We start from the raw sequence: 18,087 nt of genomic DNA on the forward strand, positions 1-18,087 counted from the left end.
CTACTCCTTCTTCGAAAAGAATGCAATCCCATTTTTCCAAAAGGATCGGAGGGATAGGCACACATCCGAAAATATCATTATTTTTAAAACACAAAAGGCCATAGGTTTCCACTACATATTTTGCACCGAGTTTTTACTACTATCTATCTTCAATCCCTTAACTTACTGATTTATGTTTTTTTGATTCGCTTGAATCGGCAAACAAATTTCTACCTCTGTTCCCTGACCTAACTGACTAGAATAGCGAATCGTTGCGTGGTGTTCCGCTAAAATTTTATAACTGACCGTTAGTCCCAGTCCTGTTCCTTTTTCTTTCACCGAATAAAAAGGTTCTCCTAGATGTTTAATTCTTTCTTCATCGATGCCACAGCCGTCATCTTTTATGATGACTTTTACGAAATTATCTTCGGTTTTACTTAGGATGATTTCGATCATTTTCGCTTCCGCTTCAATCGAATTTTTAATCATATTGATGAATACCTGTTTTAGACTGTTGGGGTCACAATCAATTTCCGGAATAGGGTCCAACGCTTTGATGAAGATATCTATCCCATTCATATTCGATTGAGGTGTTAATAGAGTCTTAACAGACTGCACGACTTCTTCGATATTCCCTTTGACCATCCGTACATTTTGTGGTTTGGCTAGTACAAGAAGTTCGCCCACAATTTGATTGATTCGATCGATTTCCTCTAACATTACTTGATAATAGAAGGAGTCGGTTTGATCGTCGGATTGTAATAATTGGATAAATCCTCGGATAGACGTTAATGGATTGCGAATTTCATGTGCCACACTGGCAGCCAATTGGCCGATAACTGATAACTTTTCTGCATTATGCAGCATTTTTTCCGTTTCTTTTATTTTGGTCACATCTCTACCAGATATAAATGTCCCCTTTACCTTTCCGTTGATGATCATCGGAAATAAGGTTGCGTGAACATCGAGGATGGCTCCATCCTTTGTTTGTATTTGAATATCCTTCCTAGTCGTTAACCCTTTTTGCGTTTGTTCAATACCGTCCTCCATGATGCTGCGACTTTCCTCAAGTAATAGAGTCGAAGGGCTTTTATTCATAAAATCGGACTGACTATACTTCGTGATGGTTTCAAATTGGGAATTTGATTCAGTAAAATGACCTTTCTTATCTAAAATATAGATATAGTCGGGAGTGTTTTCTGCTAGTGACTTATATTTCTGTTGGCTTTCCACATACTCTTTCTCAATCACTTTTTGCAAAATGATGTATGCAATGATGGAAGAAAGTAAAATAATTAGGAAGCTTACTAATGTGATCACCTGTTTTACTTTGAAGAGAATATGTTCTACATATTGTAAGGAAAAATCAACCCCGATAAATCCATAGACTTTCCCTGTTTCATCGTCTTTGATCGGGGAAAAACCAGAAATGATCGGACCCCATATTTTATCTTGGATAACTTCTTTTGTGTATACAGGAACTTCATTATTGTATGTTTTGATTTTTAGATCGGACATTCCTTCTTTTACACCTAATACGATCCCATCTGCATCAATTATGTAAACAATTTCATCATCAGAAACTCGTTTTTCTGTATAGATATACCTGGCACCTGTTTGCTTTTTTACACTTTCAAAAAGCTTTTGCATTTTATTATAGTAAACCTTATCGTAGGATCCTTCTTTGTATTCTTTGGCATTATACAATTTTTTGTATGAATCCAGATCGTGCTCAATAAATTCGGCAATGGTCATCGAAATATTCGCCGCATTTTTTCCAATTTCATTATTCACTACATCTTTTATGTGGCGATATAGTGAGAGAGCAGGAATAGTTACCGCAATGGTAATGACTATCACTAAAAGGATTAACAGATACCTTTTTTTCCTAATATGTGTGTTCAACCTATCACATTCCTTCTTGTTGACTGATCTCTTTTTAGAGGGAAGGGTTTTATTCTTTTTTATTATTCGTCAATCTATCATACTACAATGTTCCTTTTATATAAAAGGAATCTTTGAAAATCTCTAATAAGAAAGGTTACTGTCTAGACTTTGGGAGAAGAATGGCTAGTAAAATGGTAAAGGCGCACTACTCCGAAAAAAATAGTAAATGATTGGGAATAGTAAATACCACATATAGAGAACCATGGGCAGTAGTTCGTAATCGAGGCAATTGATGAAGCTGCAGCAATATCAATGAATCCAATTATCATGCTACAAAGGCTTTACTTACAAAAGGCAAATCGAAATATTATTTTAGTAGTAGAGATTTTCAACACACACGGATGAAAAAGCAGTAATCCCCACATGTGAGGATGACTGCGTAAAACACTTTTAGTCGATAACGAGAAAATTATTAATGGTCCCCTTTTCCTTCTTCCATACATCCGAGAATTCTTGTGTCGCTACATTGTATGCTGCGATACTTCGTGGTCGAACACGGCGACCCGGTTGGTTACTAAGGGGTAGGGTGTCTCTCTTCACAGTAAGAAAGTAGATTTTTTTCCCGTCTGGAGAGTATTGAGCCTGTTTTATTTTTGTAAATTGATCTGTTTCTTTAAAAACGGTTGTTACTTCGCCGCTTGTAAGATCAAGTGAATAAACCGAGTATTTCGAACCAGCATTATATTGATCCGTAGCAGTTAACAAGGCCGTTTTAGCATCAGGTGAAAACGAAATATCTAAAATATGTTTTTTAATGGATGCCACTTCACGAATTTTCTGACCAGAGCTGTCATAGAGCACAATATGAAAAGTTGGAGGCCGTAGTGGACTCTCTTCCTCATTGGCTTCTACAATATTAGCAGCTTCTTCCACAAGGGAGAACTCAAGAGAAATTACCTGATCCGTCACAGGTGTATAGTCAAAATTCTGCACCTCTATGGTTGAGTCTTGAGCATTCCAAACGGTTGTTTTCTTGCTAGCAACATCATATGTAGCAAGCTGAGCGTTTCGATGGTTTGGTTGGACCACACGCATATATACCAGCGATTTATTATTGTTATATCGAAGGTGATCAACATTCGTTATTTTGCTACGATTCGTTAGCTGCTTGGGCCCTTGTCCAGATGATGGAGGCAGCGCCCAGCTATACAAGCCTATATATGATTTTCCGTCAGTTGACTCTAATCGATTGATATAAAGATTTTTACGGTCCTTCGTGAGAACCCCAGTAGGGTACATGGTTTCAACACGACGTCGGAATCCCAAAGATTCTTCTTTGTTGTTGATGGGGTCATACGTAAAATAGTTTACAAAGTCATGACTCTCTTTAATATCTGTAAAAGTGATTAATAACGTTGTTGGCCCCGCCTCTGAAGCATATGATAAATTAGGCATTATCAATAGGCTAATGATGAGTGAAAATAACAACCTTAGCTTCAATCGATCATCACTTCCTTTCTCTTAATAATGAATGTATGCAGCATTTCTTATCCAACCATCACAATTATTACCTCCACCTAACTTTGCAAAGGCACGTGTCCGCAGGTCGAGGACAACTCCCGGGTGCAGCCGCCCTGTGTCTTTCTTTTTTACGACAAGCGTTTTGTTATTATCAATATTTTTGATAAAAATGGTTGTACCATATGGTGGATTGTCTATTTCTCGATTGACGGCAACATCGTATTCCCCAAGCGAAAAACCCCGCTCATCTCTAGGGCCTCTATAACAAGAGAACATCCCTTTCACAATTTGCCCATCAAGTGAGTCTGGCTGTACAATAGCTTGTGATTCTAGTTCAGGTCTACCTGGATGCTCTTCGCCTGGTTCCACACCTTTAACAATGTTTGGTCTTCCATTAAAACCATACTCGACCACTACACCTTTTTTCCCTAAAGGAAGGTAACGGTCTTTCATTTCGGACTCGGGTAATGCAGTTTCATTGAGAGATGCGGTACCTTTTTTTATCACCTCGTACTTATTATCTTCCACATATTCGATGATGGTCCACGGTTCCATTTTCTTTGGAATCCTCTCAATTGTTTGTGCTTTTGTCATTTTGGATGTGTCGATTCCAAAAGATGTGATCAAAATGAGTGCAGACATTAAAATGAGTGGCCTACATGTAATTCTCATCTAAATCCTCCTTTCCATAAACAATAAAATTCCCTGGTTATTTTAATCCAAATTAATTTTTTCATTCATCTGAAACTTTTTCGCTTTAAATCTTTACCTAAATGAATAATAACTGGTACCCCTATTCTGTATAAAAGTCGAACTCTGTTTATTCTGCAAATAGTTTTGAAAATTTAGTAAATTAGATATTCAATTCGTACTTTTCATAGTAAAATTTTATTGTTCAAATAGGAGGGGTAAAGAGTGAATGTGAGAAAATGGGTAAAGCAGGAGGATCCGAACAATAAATATGGTGCGACCTTTACACTTGGAGATAAACATAGTGACCTTCCAAAAGAGGCGATTGTTTCCGTTACACGAGGAGAGAACTTTACTATTCCACGGTTAATGATCAATGGAATCCTCAATCAATTTATCATGAAAACTTTAGCAAAAAATGAAAATCTTATCTATGCAGAGCTAACCGGCCAGCTCCAAGGTGGAGTTGGTCAAACTCTGACTGTATGGAAGGATCCAAAGCTGATGAATACGTTTCGAACAAGGGGATTTCATCAGTTCTCAAGAAGATTCTTTAGTTGGGTGTTTTATAGCGGGAGGGTGAAAGCCTACTTTCATACATGGAAAGTAGAGAATATTCCTACCTCACAAGAAGCCGGTGAAATTGTCGTTAAAAATGGTCGTTATTTTAAAGGAGGAAAGCTGATACGCAAGGCAAGTCATCAGAATAATGACTGATCTGTAGCCCTGTAAAAAATGAAGCATAGCGCCGGGCCGGTTGGGGACTGCTGAACAAATACTTATTTATAAGGTCAGATTGGGACCTTGGTTACCTTTTTTAGTTTGAATTCAGCTCATCGGGCATCAGATCGGGCTCTTGGTTCCCTTTTTCTGTTTGAATACAGTTCCACGGGCATCAGATTGGGCTCTTGGTTCCCTTTTTCTGTTTGAATACAGTTCCTTGGGCATCAGATTGGGCTCTTGGTTCCCTTTTTCAAGTATATACAGCTTCACGAGCATCATATAGTGTAAGAATCACATATTCAGTACTTATCATAATCTTATAGATGAAAATATAATAGAAAACCTATATCTGGAGGTTTGGTTTACGGTGATCCTACAACACATTAATTTAGCAATAAGATTTCTATTAGAATTGTGCGCCTTAGCCTCACTTGCGTATTGGGGGTTTGTTACCGGAAAAGGAGCTGCAGTTAAGTTTTTTCTAGGTATTGGTGCACCTATCTTGCTTGCAGTGATATGGGGTGTGTTTGGTTCACCTAAAGCGAAAATCAAACTATCTTTGCCATTACATTTACTATTAGAATTAATCGTATTTGGCATGCCTGCCCTTGCCCTATATGCAGCAGGGAAACCTCAGCTAGCATGGATTTATGGAGTTTGTGTGGTATTGAATCGAATATTTATGTTTATATGGAAGCAATAAGGAAAATGGGTTTGGATGAGGTTCATTAGTGAATATGTTCTATCAAAAAGAGGCAAACGATTCTAACATCGCTTGCCTTTTTTTTCACAAGAATAAAGAAAGATTAAGCTCCAATATCTTTCATTAGCTGCTTCTTATTTCGCGCGCCTTCAATTTTATGGAACACAACAGCAGCAACTAGGATAGCTGCGATCGCTACTCCGGCTAGAATAACAGAGGTATCCATCAAAAGAATAAGAGTAATTCCAACAATGGAGGCTACTGATGAAAGGATCGTATAAGTGGCAAAGGTTTCTTTCAATGATAACCCAAAAAATTCTTTTACCATCCAAAAGCCTGGATCATTTACGTGTGAGGCAAAGGCTGTGCCGGCTCCTGTTGCAAGAGCAACTAGGGCTAAGTTTGCATCAGGATAGGAACTTAACAAGGGAAGAACGATTCCAGCCGTTGATAATGCGGCAACCGTACCTGATCCTAAGCAAATACGGAAAATCACGGCAACTGCCCATGAAAGTAAGATAGGAGAAATCGTAACACCATCAAAGAGACCCGCAATATATTCCCCAACTCCGCCATCAATAATAACCTGTTTGAATGCGCCGCCGCCACCTGTAATCAAGATGAGCAAACCGATCGCATTGATGGATGCTCCAGCAGAGGCCGTTAAGTCTTTCATTGGAATTTTTCTCGAAATCCCCATTGTATACATTGCTAATAAAAGAGAGATTAACAAAGCGACTGGTGCGTTACCGACGAAACGAATGATAACGATTGCTAAATTGTCATCAAATCCCCATTGTTTTTGGGAAATATCTAAAAAAGCTGCAGCAAACATCAATAGAATCGGGAATATTGCGGTTAAGACACTGATGCCAAATCCAGGCGTTTCTTCTAATTCCCATACTTTTTGATCTCCTATTGCTTCTGAATTTCCTGTTTTCTCAAAAGCACTTGGGATCCACTTTTTGTTGATTTTTGGGAACCAAACACCTGCAACCACAATCGTTGGAATCGCAATAATGATTCCATATACTAATACCATGGCGAGGTCAGCTCCATACTCCTGCGTAACGGCAGTGATTCCTGGATGCGGCGGCAAGAAGCTATGTGCAACAACTAAAGCACCCGCAAGCGTAAGACCAAAGTGTGTAATAGAAATCTTTAGTTCCTTCGAAATCATATAGATGATTGGAACTAATAGGATAAAGGCAACATCCCAAAATAAAGCAATACCAACGATAAAGGAAGAAGCAGCAATCGCCCATTGAACATTCCTTTTTCCAAACTTATCGATTAACGTCATTGAAATTTGATAGGCACCACCTGCATCTGCAATAAAGCGACCAATGATCGCTCCGAAACCTAGAATTAATGCAATATGCCCTAGCGTACCACCTAATCCTGCTTCAACTGACGTAACGATCTCCCCAACCGGCATCCCTAATGCTAATGCCACAATAAACGATACAATAATCAATGAGATGAATGCGTTTAATTTGAATCCTGTAATTAAAACAATTAATAAAATAACACCAAATGCAACCGTAACTAATGGCATGTCCATTGTCCTCCTTTATTATGTAACCCTACATTTCCTTCCTATAAACATTAAATCCCCCTTTTTTCGATGTGAATATTCGGAATATTCCTATTGAATTATAATTTTAAATTATCTGAAATTCCAATCGAATATATCTTCTAAAATAGTATTAAATTCAAAATAATATTAATAACAAAATGAGTTTATTCAAACAAATACTTCCAAAGTTAATGACCTACCGAAAAATATTCATATCTTGCAGGGTTCATCAGATGTGCGGCCATTTGTTAATTGTGAAATACTGAACTTAAAGTAAACGAAGGAGTTAGTGAATTCAGCCTTTACTTTTGAAAAATCCTTATTTTTTTTCCATATAGTTAACTATATAAGGAAAAATTCATAAACCACTAGCAGCTGTAAACAGTCGAATGATTACAGTCATACTAATATGATAAGTGCACTCTACGGAGCGTTTGTTGCTGCTAACCATATAAACCCCTAAGATGGTAATAGTTCAAAAAGGTGAGGCCTTCTTTTGAATGATACCTATTAGGAGCTATATAAAATGAATAAACCTTTATCTGAAACGATTAACTTAGCAAAACCTATGATTGCCTTCCTCATACCTGTCATTTTTGCAAATGTATTGCAATCATTAGGTCAAGTATTTGGAATTATCATTGTTGGGCAAACACTTGGAGTAGATTCTTTAGCAGCTATTTCTGCTTTCTTCCCCCTATTCTTTTTCTTACTATCCTTTGTCATCGGAATTGGGTCTGGAAGCTCCATTCTAGTCGGGCAAACATACGGTAGTGGAAATATCAATAAAATGAAGGAAGTTGTAGGAGTTACTTTAGCATTTACTATGATTATTTCCATTGCTGTCGCCCTAATCGGAGGACTTTTTACAGAAGTTATTCTAAAGTGGATGGGGACACCTGAAAATATTCTAATTGAAAGCACAGAGTATGCACGTATTTTATTTGTTACATTACCCATTACCTTCTTATATATGTGCTATACAACCTTTATGAGAGGTGTTGGCGATTCAAAAACACCTTTTTATTTTTTACTAATTAGTATTATTTTAAATATTGCCATGCTACCCATTCTTATTTTCGGTTGGTTGGGTCTACCGGAATTCGGATTAAATGGTGCTGCATATGCAGCTATATTGTCCAATTTCATTACATTTGTCATTCTATTAGGGTACTTACACAGAAGCAATCATGTGCTCAAACTAGACTCTATTATTTTGAAACATCTTCACTTGAAAGGCTCTGTATTGAAAACCTTACTGAAATTAGCCATTCCTACCAGTATTAGTATGGTTTCAATAGCGTTGTCAGAAATCGCAGTCATAACTTTTGTAAATGATTATGGATCCGATGCAACGGCTGCATACGGAATCGTGAATCAAATTGCAAGCTACGTTCAAATACCAGCAATGAGCCTTTCAATTGCCATTTCAGTATTTGTTGCACAAGCCGTGGGGTCCGGGAACATTTCGAACATTAAACATATAACAAAAATAGCTATTACACTGAATTATCTACTTGGCGGTATTCTCATTCTCATTCTTTACCTACTACCAACCCCTATTTTAAGTATCTTTTTAGACAACACTGAAACAATTCATATCGCTAAAAGCCTTATGATGGTCTCATTTTGGAGTTATGTTATATTGGGTCACACTCAGGCAATTTCAGCAACAATGAGAGCAACAGGTACTGTATTATGGCCAACAATTTTTACAATGACAAGTATTTTACTTATTGAAGTTCCAGCAGCATATTCCTTGTCACATTTTACAACACTTGGGATAAATGGAATATGGCTCGCATATCCAATTGCATTCATAGTCATTTTCTTGGCTCAATCTACTTATCATCAATTTTTCTGGAAAAGGAAAGCCCTAAACGCACTATTAAACTAAACTTACAATTAATGAAGCTATTTGTTTCTCTTTAACAAATAGCTTCATTTACTTCATTGATTATCAAGCCCTTTATTTTTTTTTTGCACTAACCTACTATCATAAGCCTAATCATAAAGGTATCACCGTCAGGTATGAACAGAACCATTCCGTTACTATTTTTATTCACCATGATCGCTTCTTTCTTCCATATGAGGGGCTGATTCTTTTTGCTCTTCTGCTTTAACCACAGCACTCCCCCATATTTTCTTGGTTAATTAAAAGGATTATTTGAAGAGATCTGCAATTTGGGCCCTAGTTCTACCGTTAACATCCATTAGATCTGAAAAGTCAAAAGGATAAATATGATGAATTGTCGGTATATCGAGTTTTCTTGTATTCGTTTTAAACACTTCGAGAAAATACTTGCCATTTTCATTTCCCACATAGTAAGCACAGTACCAATCTTTATTATCAGGTAACTGACCTATAATCTCTTTTCTTAGCACAGCTACTACACATTTTAAAAATACTCTTCTTATCACACTCATGTATGTTTCCTCCTTAAAATGTTATGTAACTCTATGAATCTATTTTTAGCATCTGTTCAATTTACTTTATCCTGCTGCTTACTGATTAACCGTTCCATCTTCGGCATTTTCTAGTATTCAAGTGGATGTTGTACAAATGTGGAATCCACTCAAGTCTTTACCTTCTATCAGAAAAAGCCAGCGGACCTGTCCCCGCGGATCACCCAGCCAATTCCTGAAACCGCCCAAACTCCTTGTGAAATTTCAGGTATACCGTTCCAACCGGCCCATTTCGCTGCTTGGCGATGATGATTTCAATTCGATCCTTTTCTTTTGAGCGTTGATTATAATAATCATCTCGGTAAAGAAAGGCAATCACATCAGAGTCCTGTTCAATCTGACCGCTTTCTCGAAGATCTGACAGCATGGGCCGTTTATCCTGCCTGCTTTCAACTGCCCGGCTTAGCTGTGATAGGGCAATAACCACAACGTTTAGTTCCTTTGCCATTTGCTTTAAGGTCCGGCTAATTTCGCTGATTTCAGCCTGGCGGTTCCCTTTCAGCCGCGGGTCACCCATAATCAATTGCAGATAATCAATCACGACGAGAATCCGTTTCTTCTCAGCATATTTTCGTCTCAGCTTTCTGACATTTGAACGGATAAAGGTCACATCCATCCCGCCTTGATCAAAAATATGCAGATTCAATTGCGACAAGGCTCCCATTGCTCTATGAAGCTCGTTCCAGTCGTGGTCCTCTAACAGTTTGTATGGATTACGTAATTTAACCGAGCTGACTTCCGCTACTTGAGCGACAGCCCTTTTCAATAGCTGCTTTGTCGCCATTTCCAACGAAAAAATAATCGCTATATCCTCTTGGGCTGCCTTTAAAGCCAGGTTCAAGGCGAAGGCTGTTTTTCCCACGCTTGGCCTGGCACCAATCACAATAAAATCGGACTCTTGAAATCCACCTGTCAGGTTGTCCAGTGTGGCAAAGCCCGTCGGAATTCCACCGATCTCACCCATATCCTTTTCACATTCATGATAGAGGTCAATCAGATTGTTTTTGATTTCACCCTGTTCATAGGCTACAGAATGTTCTTCCACCTGCTGTAATTCGGTGATTCCGTCGCGCAGAATCGTTTCAATATCCCCTTCTTCCGCATCCTGCTTGATGCGGTGGGCGATTTCGACGGTCCTTCTTTTTCGAAAATAGGCCTTCACCGTGTCCTGGTAATAGTGAAAATTGGCTGTCGTCGGTACACTGCCGGAAATGGCAGCTAGATAACTGCCACCTCCCAGATTGAATAGTTCATTTCCAGCCTCTTCTGCCACAGACACCATATCAATCGGTTTGCCTTTTTCAGTTAGCTTGAGCATGTAGGTAAATAGGGTCTTCAGTCTAGGTACATAAAGATGCTCAGGACGGAGGGAACAGTCTTTAATTAACTCACCGTCCAATAGCAGGGAACCTATGAATGCTTCTTCCACTTCAAGACTGTAGTAAGGGTTTTTATTCATTGGGCTTTACTCCCTTTGATGCATAGAATCTCCCTTATTCTAGCTAATGACTGCTGGACAACCTCTTCACTTGCGGGCTTTTGGTTTTGGTTTAAAAAGCTACGTGTTTCTTCCACATTCGGGATTGCACGCGAGCCGTTCTCCGGATGCTGTATTAGGTCGGAAACCTTAGGTGCGTATGGCGAACAGGCAACATGACGGCGGAGGTTCTGTTCAAGCAGCACATACTGGTAATCTTTCAGCATCTTAAACCATTGATCTACCTTTTCTTGATTAATCTCGTAGGATTCATAATATACGGAAATGAGCTTGAGCAGCTCGAATACATCACGCTTCGTCATCAAGGTTAAAATCTCCCTCACAGTAGTTTTTCTTGCCTGTCTTTTGATTTCTGTACGATTCAAATTTTGATCCGAACAGTGTCTCAGGCCTCAGATATTTATTCCAGGCGGGATTATTGAGCCATTCCTCTGTTTTTAAATCAATGACCTTTTTAAAGTCCTCAAGCTGGTACCCTTCATTCCAGCGTGCCTTGATTAGCTTTTTCGTTTTGCTCGTTCCTGGACTGTAGGATGAATTGGTTTTGTCATTCAAGTATGTGACGATTTCGGAAAAAGGGATTTTATATTTATTCTCTGTAGTACTCTCTGTAGTACTCTCTGGTATTGCTTGGGTCACGGCGGCCTCTACCTCTTGGCAGTCTGCATCGCTAGTTGTCTCATCCTGACCTCTGGTGCATTCCGGACTGAGCGACTCTTCAATCCCTAATGATTCAAGCATAAGATAATTGATCGTATACCATTTGGTTTTGTCCATTTTATGCTGATTAAAGTTTCCTGAAATCACATACCCTTTTTCCTCAAGCGTTCTAATCGTCCGTTTAATCGTACTTTCCGACCAAAATAGCATTTGCTGCTGCCATTCTTTATAGGTATTATAAATCCATCTTATGAAAAAGCATTGAATTCAAAATAATATTAATAACGAAAAGAGTTAATTGAAACAAATACTACTTCCAAAGCTATGAATTTACCGAAAAATATACTTATCTTGCAGAGTTCATCAGATGTGCAACTATTTGTGGATACAAACAAACACATGAGCCTTCACTCATGTGTTTGTTAATTTTATATCTTGGCTTACACCCTTGACGAATAGATGGTGCTGGCACCTTAATGTTGGCACCTGCCATAAAACGGATGGCTATGACACCTTTTTATTTGTCCCTATGTTTCAAACTAAGAAAAGACATTTCAAATATCTTCTCAACAGCCGGTAATTCTGCGGTACCTTAATGGATAGAGACAGCAAACTAATACTACACTCTGTTTCCTCTTACTTTATGATAGAGGGACATGATGATCCAAATAGCAGCTGGAAACGCAATTGCTCCAATTGCCATAGACGCAAAAATACGAAATGCACGTCCTGAGTTATCGACTACTACAGAAATAATAACTGCAACCGAAATAATGAAAAGGAACGGTATAGTTTTCACTAGGTGTACTAAGCCTTTTTTACCTTTGGCCTTCCATTTATTATGATAGATTGTCATAACAGTCCAGCCCAATGGAATAGAAACTATACATAGAATAGTAGCAATTATGGCTAACATCGTCCGTAAAGGGCCTGTGCTTATTAATGCTCCCATCCAAACAAGCACTGTCATGAAAAGCATTGAGATTGCCAGCCATTTCAAAGATTTGCCTAAATTATCATGCTTTACCGCCACCGTTGCACGATCACTATGAATGGGCTTTGTACCAGGTGTTGCCCGGAACAAGTGAATGTCTCCTTTTGAGGTAATATGCGTCCATCCTGCTGCAGAAAAAAGGTCAAAATATTCCTCACTTTCCTCTTCGTTCACTGTTTGATAATCCACACTATAGATATAATCTGTGCTTTCTCCTCGTTCAAGCGCATAGCCCATGAACTTTATGTCACAGATATGCCAGCCCTTTAAAGAACATGCGCGTAGCTTTTCCATATCCTTATCCTCAGAGAAAGCTAATCCGCCTGACATCATATACTTGGTTTTCCCCATTCTCCAGCCTCCTTTAGTCCATTTTCTGCCAATTGAATCATCATTTTTCTTAGCTTCACGTCTTCTTCCAATACCGCTTTTCCTGCTTCAGTAAGCAAATAGGTTTTCCGTCTCGAATCCGTCCCGTCATATAAATAAATCCACTCTTGTTTTAACAGCTTTTTAATGATCGTGTACATAGAAGCTGGACCAATCGTAATCGTTCCTTTTGTTGTCTCTTCAATTAAGCTCATAATCGCGTACCCATGCCTTGGTTTCGTTAAAGCAGCCATAATATAAAACGTGGAATCTGTTAATTGCTCCGCTGTTTTCAACCAATCACCCCCTATATCAAGATATGATATATCACTTTGCGATATATTAATTTAAAATGAGTATATCATTAAGTGATATATATGTCTACGGATATATCATAAACTGATACAATAGTGTGATTTTTATAAAAGAATGGGATGTGCCGTTAAAGATTCCCGTTCTTCTTGATCATTATCCTTGTAAAAATGTCAGTGTATTCCAAGTGAATTATGCAACCATCTAGCCTCTCCACGAAGAAAGGCACAAACAGGTTCTTATTCCTGACTTGCGCCCGATTGCGGAGTAGCCTATAAGTATTTAAGATCTTATAAAATACCTTATTTGGTTGTTTTGTATAGCGTAAGTGCCTGTTGTTTTCTGAGATTTTAAATAGCATATAAGAGTTATTCTCCTTCTTAAACTAACCTACAAGTTAGCAAAAAGCGACTGCCCCTATTGGACAATCGCTTCCCTTTAGTTGAATATTAAAGTTTAATAAGACCAATAGATTTTATCGTTTGTCTCGTTTATCGATTTCGGTCTTTACGTATTGACGAGTCATTGTTAGATCTGAGAAGAATTCATAACTTTCGCCTGATTTTTGACATTATACATCGCCGCGTCCGCATGATTAATCAGCGCCTCGACCGTGTCCCCATCTTCTAGGGAAAAAGCCACCCCTATACTTGCTGTAATGTAAATTGTATTACCCGCAATCATAAATGGTTCGGAGATTACATCTTTGATTTGCTCAACTAATGAAGTGACATCAGTCCGACTTTCAATATTCGATTGAAGAACCGTGAACTCATCACCGCCCCAACGAGCGACAAAACCCTTGTCTCTAACTGCGAATTTCAACCTTTTTGCAGCTTCAATAAGAAGTTGATCTCCAACATCGTGTCCAAAAGTATCGTTGACGTGTTTAAAACCATCCAAATCAAGTAACATCAGTCCGTGAAGTCCATTTTTAGATTCTTCTAAATGTAGACTGAGGCGTTTCTTAAACAAGCGCCTGTTTGGCAAATCAGTTTCGCTGTCGTGGAAGGCAAGATAGGCAATTGCTTCTTCAGCTTCTTTACGTTCTGTAATGTCTTGCCCAATACCAATGGTCTGTATAATATTTCCATATTGGTCGCGGATATATTGAGCTGTAGTCTCATACCATCGATATTCCCCACTTTTATGGCGAACACGACCGGTAAATCGAACCGTATCTTGATCGATAAACAATGAATTTCGATGCTCAAGAAACTTTCCATTGGTGTCATGGTGGTTAAAAGATGCCGCGGGTTTCCCGATGATTTCTTCTGGAGTATATCCAAGTAACGCCTTCACATTAGGAGAGATATAAGTGAATACACCATCGGCTGAAATAGAAGAGATAATGTTTAGAGATTTTTCTGAAATTAGGGAGAACACTTGTTGAATATCTGTTATTTCCTGCATATAAAATAGACCCCGACTAAAATTTTGATTTTATCATTAAATTACATCTAATTATGCATAAGCAAAGGGTATTTTTTTCCTGTTAATAGTCAATTTATTATCGACGTTATTGTTCAAGCTTGCACCGTTAGTCTAACAATAGCGCAGCCTTCTTCGATGTAAGTTTCTATGGAAATTCATACATTCGTAAAATTAAAAAAGATCCCCCTGACAGAACCGTGCTATCGACACACACGACTCCTCCTAGTTACCTTTAACATTTCTACTAATCTTAGTAGTTTTGTTTCTACTGCTCCAGCTTCTACTAATTTTTTTGCTGAGGCAGTCCCATTCCCACTAGAAGCTCCCTTAATTACTTAGCAAACATTTCAATCTATTATAAGACTAAAATAATGACCAAATAGATAGGAAAATACATAATACAGAACAAGCATAGAAGAGTAAAGCCATTTTAAAATTCCTTCTAAATTTAATAGCGTAAGCACAAAAGAAGATAGCCGCAGCTAATTTGGAACAACTTCGTAAATAAGGATGATTTGAAAAAAAAGAACTGCTTAAAATAATTGAAGCAAGAAAAGTTATAGGAATTAGTATTTTGAACCACAAAGGTTCATTCAGGAACATTTTAATCATAAATTTTATCCTTTGCATGAGGGTTCAACTCCCTTCAATCTTACAAAGTATGATACAAGTAAAAGATCTATACCAATAACCAGTAATCCGTAAACCATCTTTACGACTTCTTAAACATAATTATTTTTTGTTACCCTTTATACTACATCGAAAGGAAAAGGTTTCCTTTTTTCCACTAACCTGCCACTGTACATCAATGAGATAAATGACATCCCTTGTTGAAGAGATCACCTTATCGTTTAAGTAAAATTACTGTACATGCTTTGCAGAAATCAAAGGCGATATCAAAATAAACGCGGTATGTCCTGGATGGATCAGTACAGATATGGGTTGACCATCTGCTCCAAAATCCCCTAAGCAAGCTGCTGAGTCTATCCTTTGGTTAGCGACGATTGGATCTGAAGGACCAAACGGAGGATTCTTCAGAGATGGAATACGAATCGGTTGGTAATAATACACCTATGAGAGCAAAGGATTTTCTGTTTAAGTGTGGTTCCATTAAACCGGTTCAGCAATTGTTATTTTTTAAAAACCAATTAAATTGAAAAAGCCGAATATCCTATTTCAAAAAGGATATTCGGCTTTTTCTATAACTTTTTGAAGGCATATATTTAAATTAGACTGCCCCGTTTCGTATTAGAAGGTCAGCCAGAGAAATCTGGTTGACTATTTTTTATTCAATTTATAGATTGGTAGTAGCCTGGGTAGAACGGACCTGCCCGTGGGACTTGGTCCCGACAACTAAACTGTTCGCCCTCTACTTGTTAACACATGATTAGGCTGGTTGGGACATGATGATCCCGTATAACAAGCGAAGATATGAATGACAAGCTAGATAGAGGTTACCGGTCAATCCACTACACTAGGAGGAGATAACTCATGAATCCAGTTGTTGGTCTGGATGTCGTAAAAGGTGAAAGTCAGGTTCAAATGTTCTTGAATAAAAATGCCTTATAAACAACTTTATAGGGAGATATGGATATACAAAAGGTAGAAGAAATATGTGTGCCTCTAATGCACCCGTTAGTTGAATAAGGAAAGACACATAACTTGTTCTACTACATAGTTTATCTACCGTGGGAAATACTTAAACTATTACAAATTATAAGGACAATATGATTATGACTGATAAGTTAGAAGCTATTCTATGGAGTATAGCTCTCCCAGGCTTTGCTCAGTTATTAAACAAAAAAATTTTGAAAGGAATAGTTTTAATTTTTTTAGAGTTCCTTGTTAATGTTAACAGTCATTTTAACATGGTGATTTTATACAGCTTTCAAGGAAACATTAGGGAAGCAATCGAAGCAACAAATTACCAATGGCTAATGTTCTACCCCTGTCTATATATGTATGCTATGTGGGATGCTTATAAAGAAGCTAAAGGAGAAACTCCCCCATATTCATATCTTCCTTTTGTATTTGGAGCTTATTTTGTAACAATTGGGCTTATTTACTCACCTTCATTTAAATTAGGGAAATTTTTAATTGGACCTGTGTGGCTTCCAATTTTGTCTTTGGTCCCTGGATTATTGGTTGGGAATTTTATAAAGTGTCTGTTAATGCGATTTAAAGTTTAATGAAAGTGCTTATTATTTGTAGTAAATATGGAAAATGGAGGATTATATGATGACTCAAAAACACGCTTTAAGTTCAAGTGAATTAGGAACATTGTGGATGACCTTTCAAGAAAAAACAATGATACAAAGAATGCTTGAGTATTTTATAGAACAAGCAGATGACAATCAAGCTAAAGAAATTATGCAAAATACTCATATGAAAATAATTAACTATATTGAGGAGATAAAAGCTATCTTTACAAATGAAGGTGCTGTTATTCCTGTCGGATTCACAGAGCAAGATGTTCATACTGGCGTACCCAAGCTATATGACAACATGTTTGATATTATGTTTCTTCGTCTTCTTAAAGAAATAAGCATGGGTTTACATACACTTCATCTAAATATGTCATATCGCAAAGATATCGTTCTTCTTTATAAAGAATTAATTGAGTTTACCCAAAGTGGTTACGATAAATGTGTGGACTATTTGCAAGAGAAAGATGTTTTACCACGTCCTCCTGCTGTAACTATGCCAAAGTCTGTGGAGTTTGTAGAGGGAACGAATTATATGAGTGGTTTTAACTTATTTTCTGAAAAACGGGCATTGAATACAGTTGAGGTAGCACATTTATATCACGCAATTGAATCAAATATTATTGGCATGCAATTGATAACGGGGTTCGCACAGGTGGCAAATGAGCCCGAAGTAAAAAAATACTTCATAAAAGGAAAAGAATTAGCTAAAAAAATTGTGACTGATAATACGCAATTATTTCTTCAAAGTGATATTCAACCACCTTCAACATGGGGGGCAAATGCAACAGACTCAAAAGTACCTCCTTTTTCAGATAAACTGATGATGTATTGTACCAGCCTCTTTTGCAGCTTTGGTTTAGGAAGCAATGCATTAGGAACAGCATTTAGTTTACGAAGTGACCTCCCATTAAAAATGATTAATGAAGCAAAAGACATATTAACTTATGGGCAGGAAGGTGGAAAACTTATGGCGAAAAATGGTTGGCTTGAAGAACCACCTCAAATGCAGGATAGGAACGATTTAACTAAATAATCAAGATGAGATTACTAAAATAATACAAGCTC

The 18,087-nt window shown here is 37.8% G+C and carries 16 protein-coding genes and 1 pseudogene; 6 read left to right on the forward strand and 11 right to left on the reverse strand.

Translation table 11 applies throughout. The features are described 5' to 3' along the window. Nucleotides 1-162: 162 nt before the first annotated feature. The 3 genes from ACHUFV_RS11735 to ACHUFV_RS11745 all read right to left on the reverse strand — a co-directional run bounded on the left by ACHUFV_RS11735 (nt 163) and on the right by ACHUFV_RS11745 (nt 4,059). Nucleotides 163-1,884 (reverse strand): ATP-binding protein, encoded by a 1,722-nt coding sequence (locus ACHUFV_RS11735; RefSeq protein ID WP_394234255.1) that lies wholly within the window; start codon nt 1,882-1,884, stop codon nt 163-165. A gap of 432 nt (nt 1,885-2,316) precedes the next feature. Continuing rightward, nucleotides 2,317-3,321 carry a TolB family protein gene (locus tag ACHUFV_RS11740; RefSeq protein ID WP_394234256.1) on the reverse strand — a complete coding sequence of 335 codons (1,005 nt, stop codon included), beginning with the start codon at nt 3,319-3,321 and terminating at the stop codon, nt 2,317-2,319. 66 nt (nt 3,322-3,387) lie between these two features. After that, nucleotides 3,388-4,059: an RlpA-like double-psi beta-barrel domain-containing protein gene (locus ACHUFV_RS11745; RefSeq protein ID WP_394234258.1), complete on the reverse strand. Its 672-nt coding sequence runs from the start codon at nt 4,057-4,059 to the stop codon at nt 3,388-3,390. Nucleotides 4,060-4,302: 243 nt separating this feature from the next. Between ACHUFV_RS11745 and ACHUFV_RS11750 the strand changes: the two genes are divergently transcribed. Both ACHUFV_RS11750 and ACHUFV_RS11755 read left to right on the forward strand, forming a co-directional pair. Then, complete coding sequence (locus ACHUFV_RS11750) at nt 4,303-4,794, forward strand: hypothetical protein (protein WP_394234260.1); 492 nt, start codon at nt 4,303-4,305, stop codon at nt 4,792-4,794. Between the two features lie 373 nt (nt 4,795-5,167). Then, the gene (locus ACHUFV_RS11755) at nt 5,168-5,503 is read left to right on the forward strand and encodes a YrdB family protein (RefSeq protein WP_394234261.1); all 336 of its coding nucleotides are present in this window, start codon (nt 5,168-5,170) and stop codon (nt 5,501-5,503) included. Between the two features lie 103 nt (nt 5,504-5,606). Here ACHUFV_RS11755 and ACHUFV_RS11760 read toward each other — a convergent pair whose 3' ends face one another. Continuing rightward, complete coding sequence (locus ACHUFV_RS11760) at nt 5,607-7,061, reverse strand: gluconate:H+ symporter (protein ID WP_394234263.1); 1,455 nt, start codon at nt 7,059-7,061, stop codon at nt 5,607-5,609. Between the two features lie 547 nt (nt 7,062-7,608). On the opposite strand from ACHUFV_RS11760, the gene ACHUFV_RS11765 reads away from it, so the two are divergent. Continuing rightward, a complete protein-coding gene (locus ACHUFV_RS11765; RefSeq protein ID WP_394234265.1) occupies nt 7,609-8,979 on the forward strand; it encodes an MATE family efflux transporter in 1,371 nt (456 codons plus the stop codon). Nucleotides 8,980-9,245: 266 nt separating this feature from the next. Here the strand turns inward: ACHUFV_RS11765 and ACHUFV_RS11770 are convergent, their stop codons facing one another. The 7 genes from ACHUFV_RS11770 to ACHUFV_RS11800 all read right to left on the reverse strand — a co-directional run bounded on the left by ACHUFV_RS11770 (nt 9,246) and on the right by ACHUFV_RS11800 (nt 14,794). Beyond that, nucleotides 9,246-9,509, reverse strand: a complete 264-nt coding sequence (locus ACHUFV_RS11770) for a hypothetical protein (protein ID WP_394234267.1) — start codon at nt 9,507-9,509, stop codon at nt 9,246-9,248. Nucleotides 9,510-9,708: 199 nt separating this feature from the next. Continuing rightward, nucleotides 9,709-11,007 carry a replicative DNA helicase gene (gene dnaB / locus ACHUFV_RS11775; protein WP_394234269.1) on the reverse strand — a complete coding sequence of 433 codons (1,299 nt, stop codon included), beginning with the start codon at nt 11,005-11,007 and terminating at the stop codon, nt 9,709-9,711. Further along, a complete protein-coding gene (locus ACHUFV_RS11780) occupies nt 11,004-11,348 on the reverse strand; it encodes a hypothetical protein (protein ID WP_394234270.1) in 345 nt (114 codons plus the stop codon). The genes dnaB and ACHUFV_RS11780 overlap by 4 nt, the downstream gene beginning before the upstream one ends. Then, nucleotides 11,335-11,916, reverse strand: a complete 582-nt coding sequence (locus ACHUFV_RS11785; protein WP_394234272.1) for a conserved phage C-terminal domain-containing protein — start codon at nt 11,914-11,916, stop codon at nt 11,335-11,337. The genes ACHUFV_RS11780 and ACHUFV_RS11785 overlap by 14 nt, the downstream gene beginning before the upstream one ends. Before the next feature lie 409 nt (nt 11,917-12,325). Beyond that, nucleotides 12,326-13,051 carry a DUF2812 domain-containing protein gene (locus ACHUFV_RS11790; protein WP_394234274.1) on the reverse strand — a complete coding sequence of 242 codons (726 nt, stop codon included), beginning with the start codon at nt 13,049-13,051 and terminating at the stop codon, nt 12,326-12,328. Then, on the reverse strand, nt 13,030-13,365 hold the full coding sequence (locus ACHUFV_RS11795; RefSeq protein WP_394234276.1) for a PadR family transcriptional regulator: 336 nt from the start codon (nt 13,363-13,365) through the stop codon (nt 13,030-13,032). Before ACHUFV_RS11795 ends, ACHUFV_RS11790 begins: the two co-directional genes overlap by 22 nt. Nucleotides 13,366-13,909: 544 nt before the next feature. Next, nucleotides 13,910-14,794, reverse strand: a complete 885-nt coding sequence (locus ACHUFV_RS11800) for a diguanylate cyclase domain-containing protein (protein WP_394234278.1) — start codon at nt 14,792-14,794, stop codon at nt 13,910-13,912. 898 nt (nt 14,795-15,692) lie between these two features. Between ACHUFV_RS11800 and ACHUFV_RS11805 the strand changes: the two are divergent. From ACHUFV_RS11805 to ACHUFV_RS11815, 3 genes and pseudogenes are all read left to right on the forward strand, one after another. Then, nucleotides 15,693-15,878: pseudogene (locus ACHUFV_RS11805) on the forward strand (short-chain dehydrogenase); the annotation flags it as partial. A gap of 670 nt (nt 15,879-16,548) precedes the next feature. Continuing rightward, the gene (locus ACHUFV_RS11810) at nt 16,549-17,004 is read left to right on the forward strand and encodes a hypothetical protein (RefSeq protein WP_394234280.1); all 456 of its coding nucleotides are present in this window, start codon (nt 16,549-16,551) and stop codon (nt 17,002-17,004) included. 49 nt (nt 17,005-17,053) lie between these two features. Next, the gene (locus tag ACHUFV_RS11815; protein ID WP_394234467.1) at nt 17,054-18,055 is read left to right on the forward strand and encodes a DUF3231 family protein; all 1,002 of its coding nucleotides are present in this window, start codon (nt 17,054-17,056) and stop codon (nt 18,053-18,055) included. Nucleotides 18,056-18,087: the final 32 nt, after the last annotated feature.

This window comes from Niallia oryzisoli (assembly GCF_043641075.1).
Classification (GTDB): Bacteria; Bacillota; Bacilli; order Bacillales; family Cytobacillaceae; genus Bacillus_BD; species Bacillus_BD oryzisoli_A.

Bases quoted from the DNA above. Each gene is read 5' to 3' on its own strand.
- ACHUFV_RS11740 (WP_394234256.1), bottom strand. From the start codon at position 3,321: ATGCCTAATTTATCATATGCTTCAGAGGCGGGGCCAACAACGTTATTA.
- ACHUFV_RS11745 (WP_394234258.1), bottom strand. From the start codon at position 4,059: ATGAGAATTACATGTAGGCCACTCATTTTAATGTCTGCACTCATTTTG.
- ACHUFV_RS11760 (WP_394234263.1), bottom strand. From the start codon at position 7,061: ATGCCATTAGTTACGGTTGCATTTGGTGTTATTTTATTAATTGTTTTA.
- ACHUFV_RS11765 (WP_394234265.1), top strand. From the start codon at position 7,609: ATGAATAAACCTTTATCTGAAACGATTAACTTAGCAAAACCTATGATT.
- ACHUFV_RS11770 (WP_394234267.1), bottom strand. From the start codon at position 9,509: ATGAGTGTGATAAGAAGAGTATTTTTAAAATGTGTAGTAGCTGTGCTA.
- dnaB (WP_394234269.1), bottom strand. From the start codon at position 11,007: ATGAATAAAAACCCTTACTACAGTCTTGAAGTGGAAGAAGCATTCATA.
- ACHUFV_RS11780 (WP_394234270.1), bottom strand. From the start codon at position 11,348: ATGACGAAGCGTGATGTATTCGAGCTGCTCAAGCTCATTTCCGTATAT.
- ACHUFV_RS11785 (WP_394234272.1), bottom strand. From the start codon at position 11,916: ATGCTATTTTGGTCGGAAAGTACGATTAAACGGACGATTAGAACGCTT.
- ACHUFV_RS11790 (WP_394234274.1), bottom strand. From the start codon at position 13,051: ATGGGGAAAACCAAGTATATGATGTCAGGCGGATTAGCTTTCTCTGAG.
- ACHUFV_RS11800 (WP_394234278.1), bottom strand. From the start codon at position 14,794: ATGCAGGAAATAACAGATATTCAACAAGTGTTCTCCCTAATTTCAGAA.
- ACHUFV_RS11810 (WP_394234280.1), top strand. From the start codon at position 16,549: ATGACTGATAAGTTAGAAGCTATTCTATGGAGTATAGCTCTCCCAGGC.
- ACHUFV_RS11815 (WP_394234467.1), top strand. From the start codon at position 17,054: ATGACTCAAAAACACGCTTTAAGTTCAAGTGAATTAGGAACATTGTGG.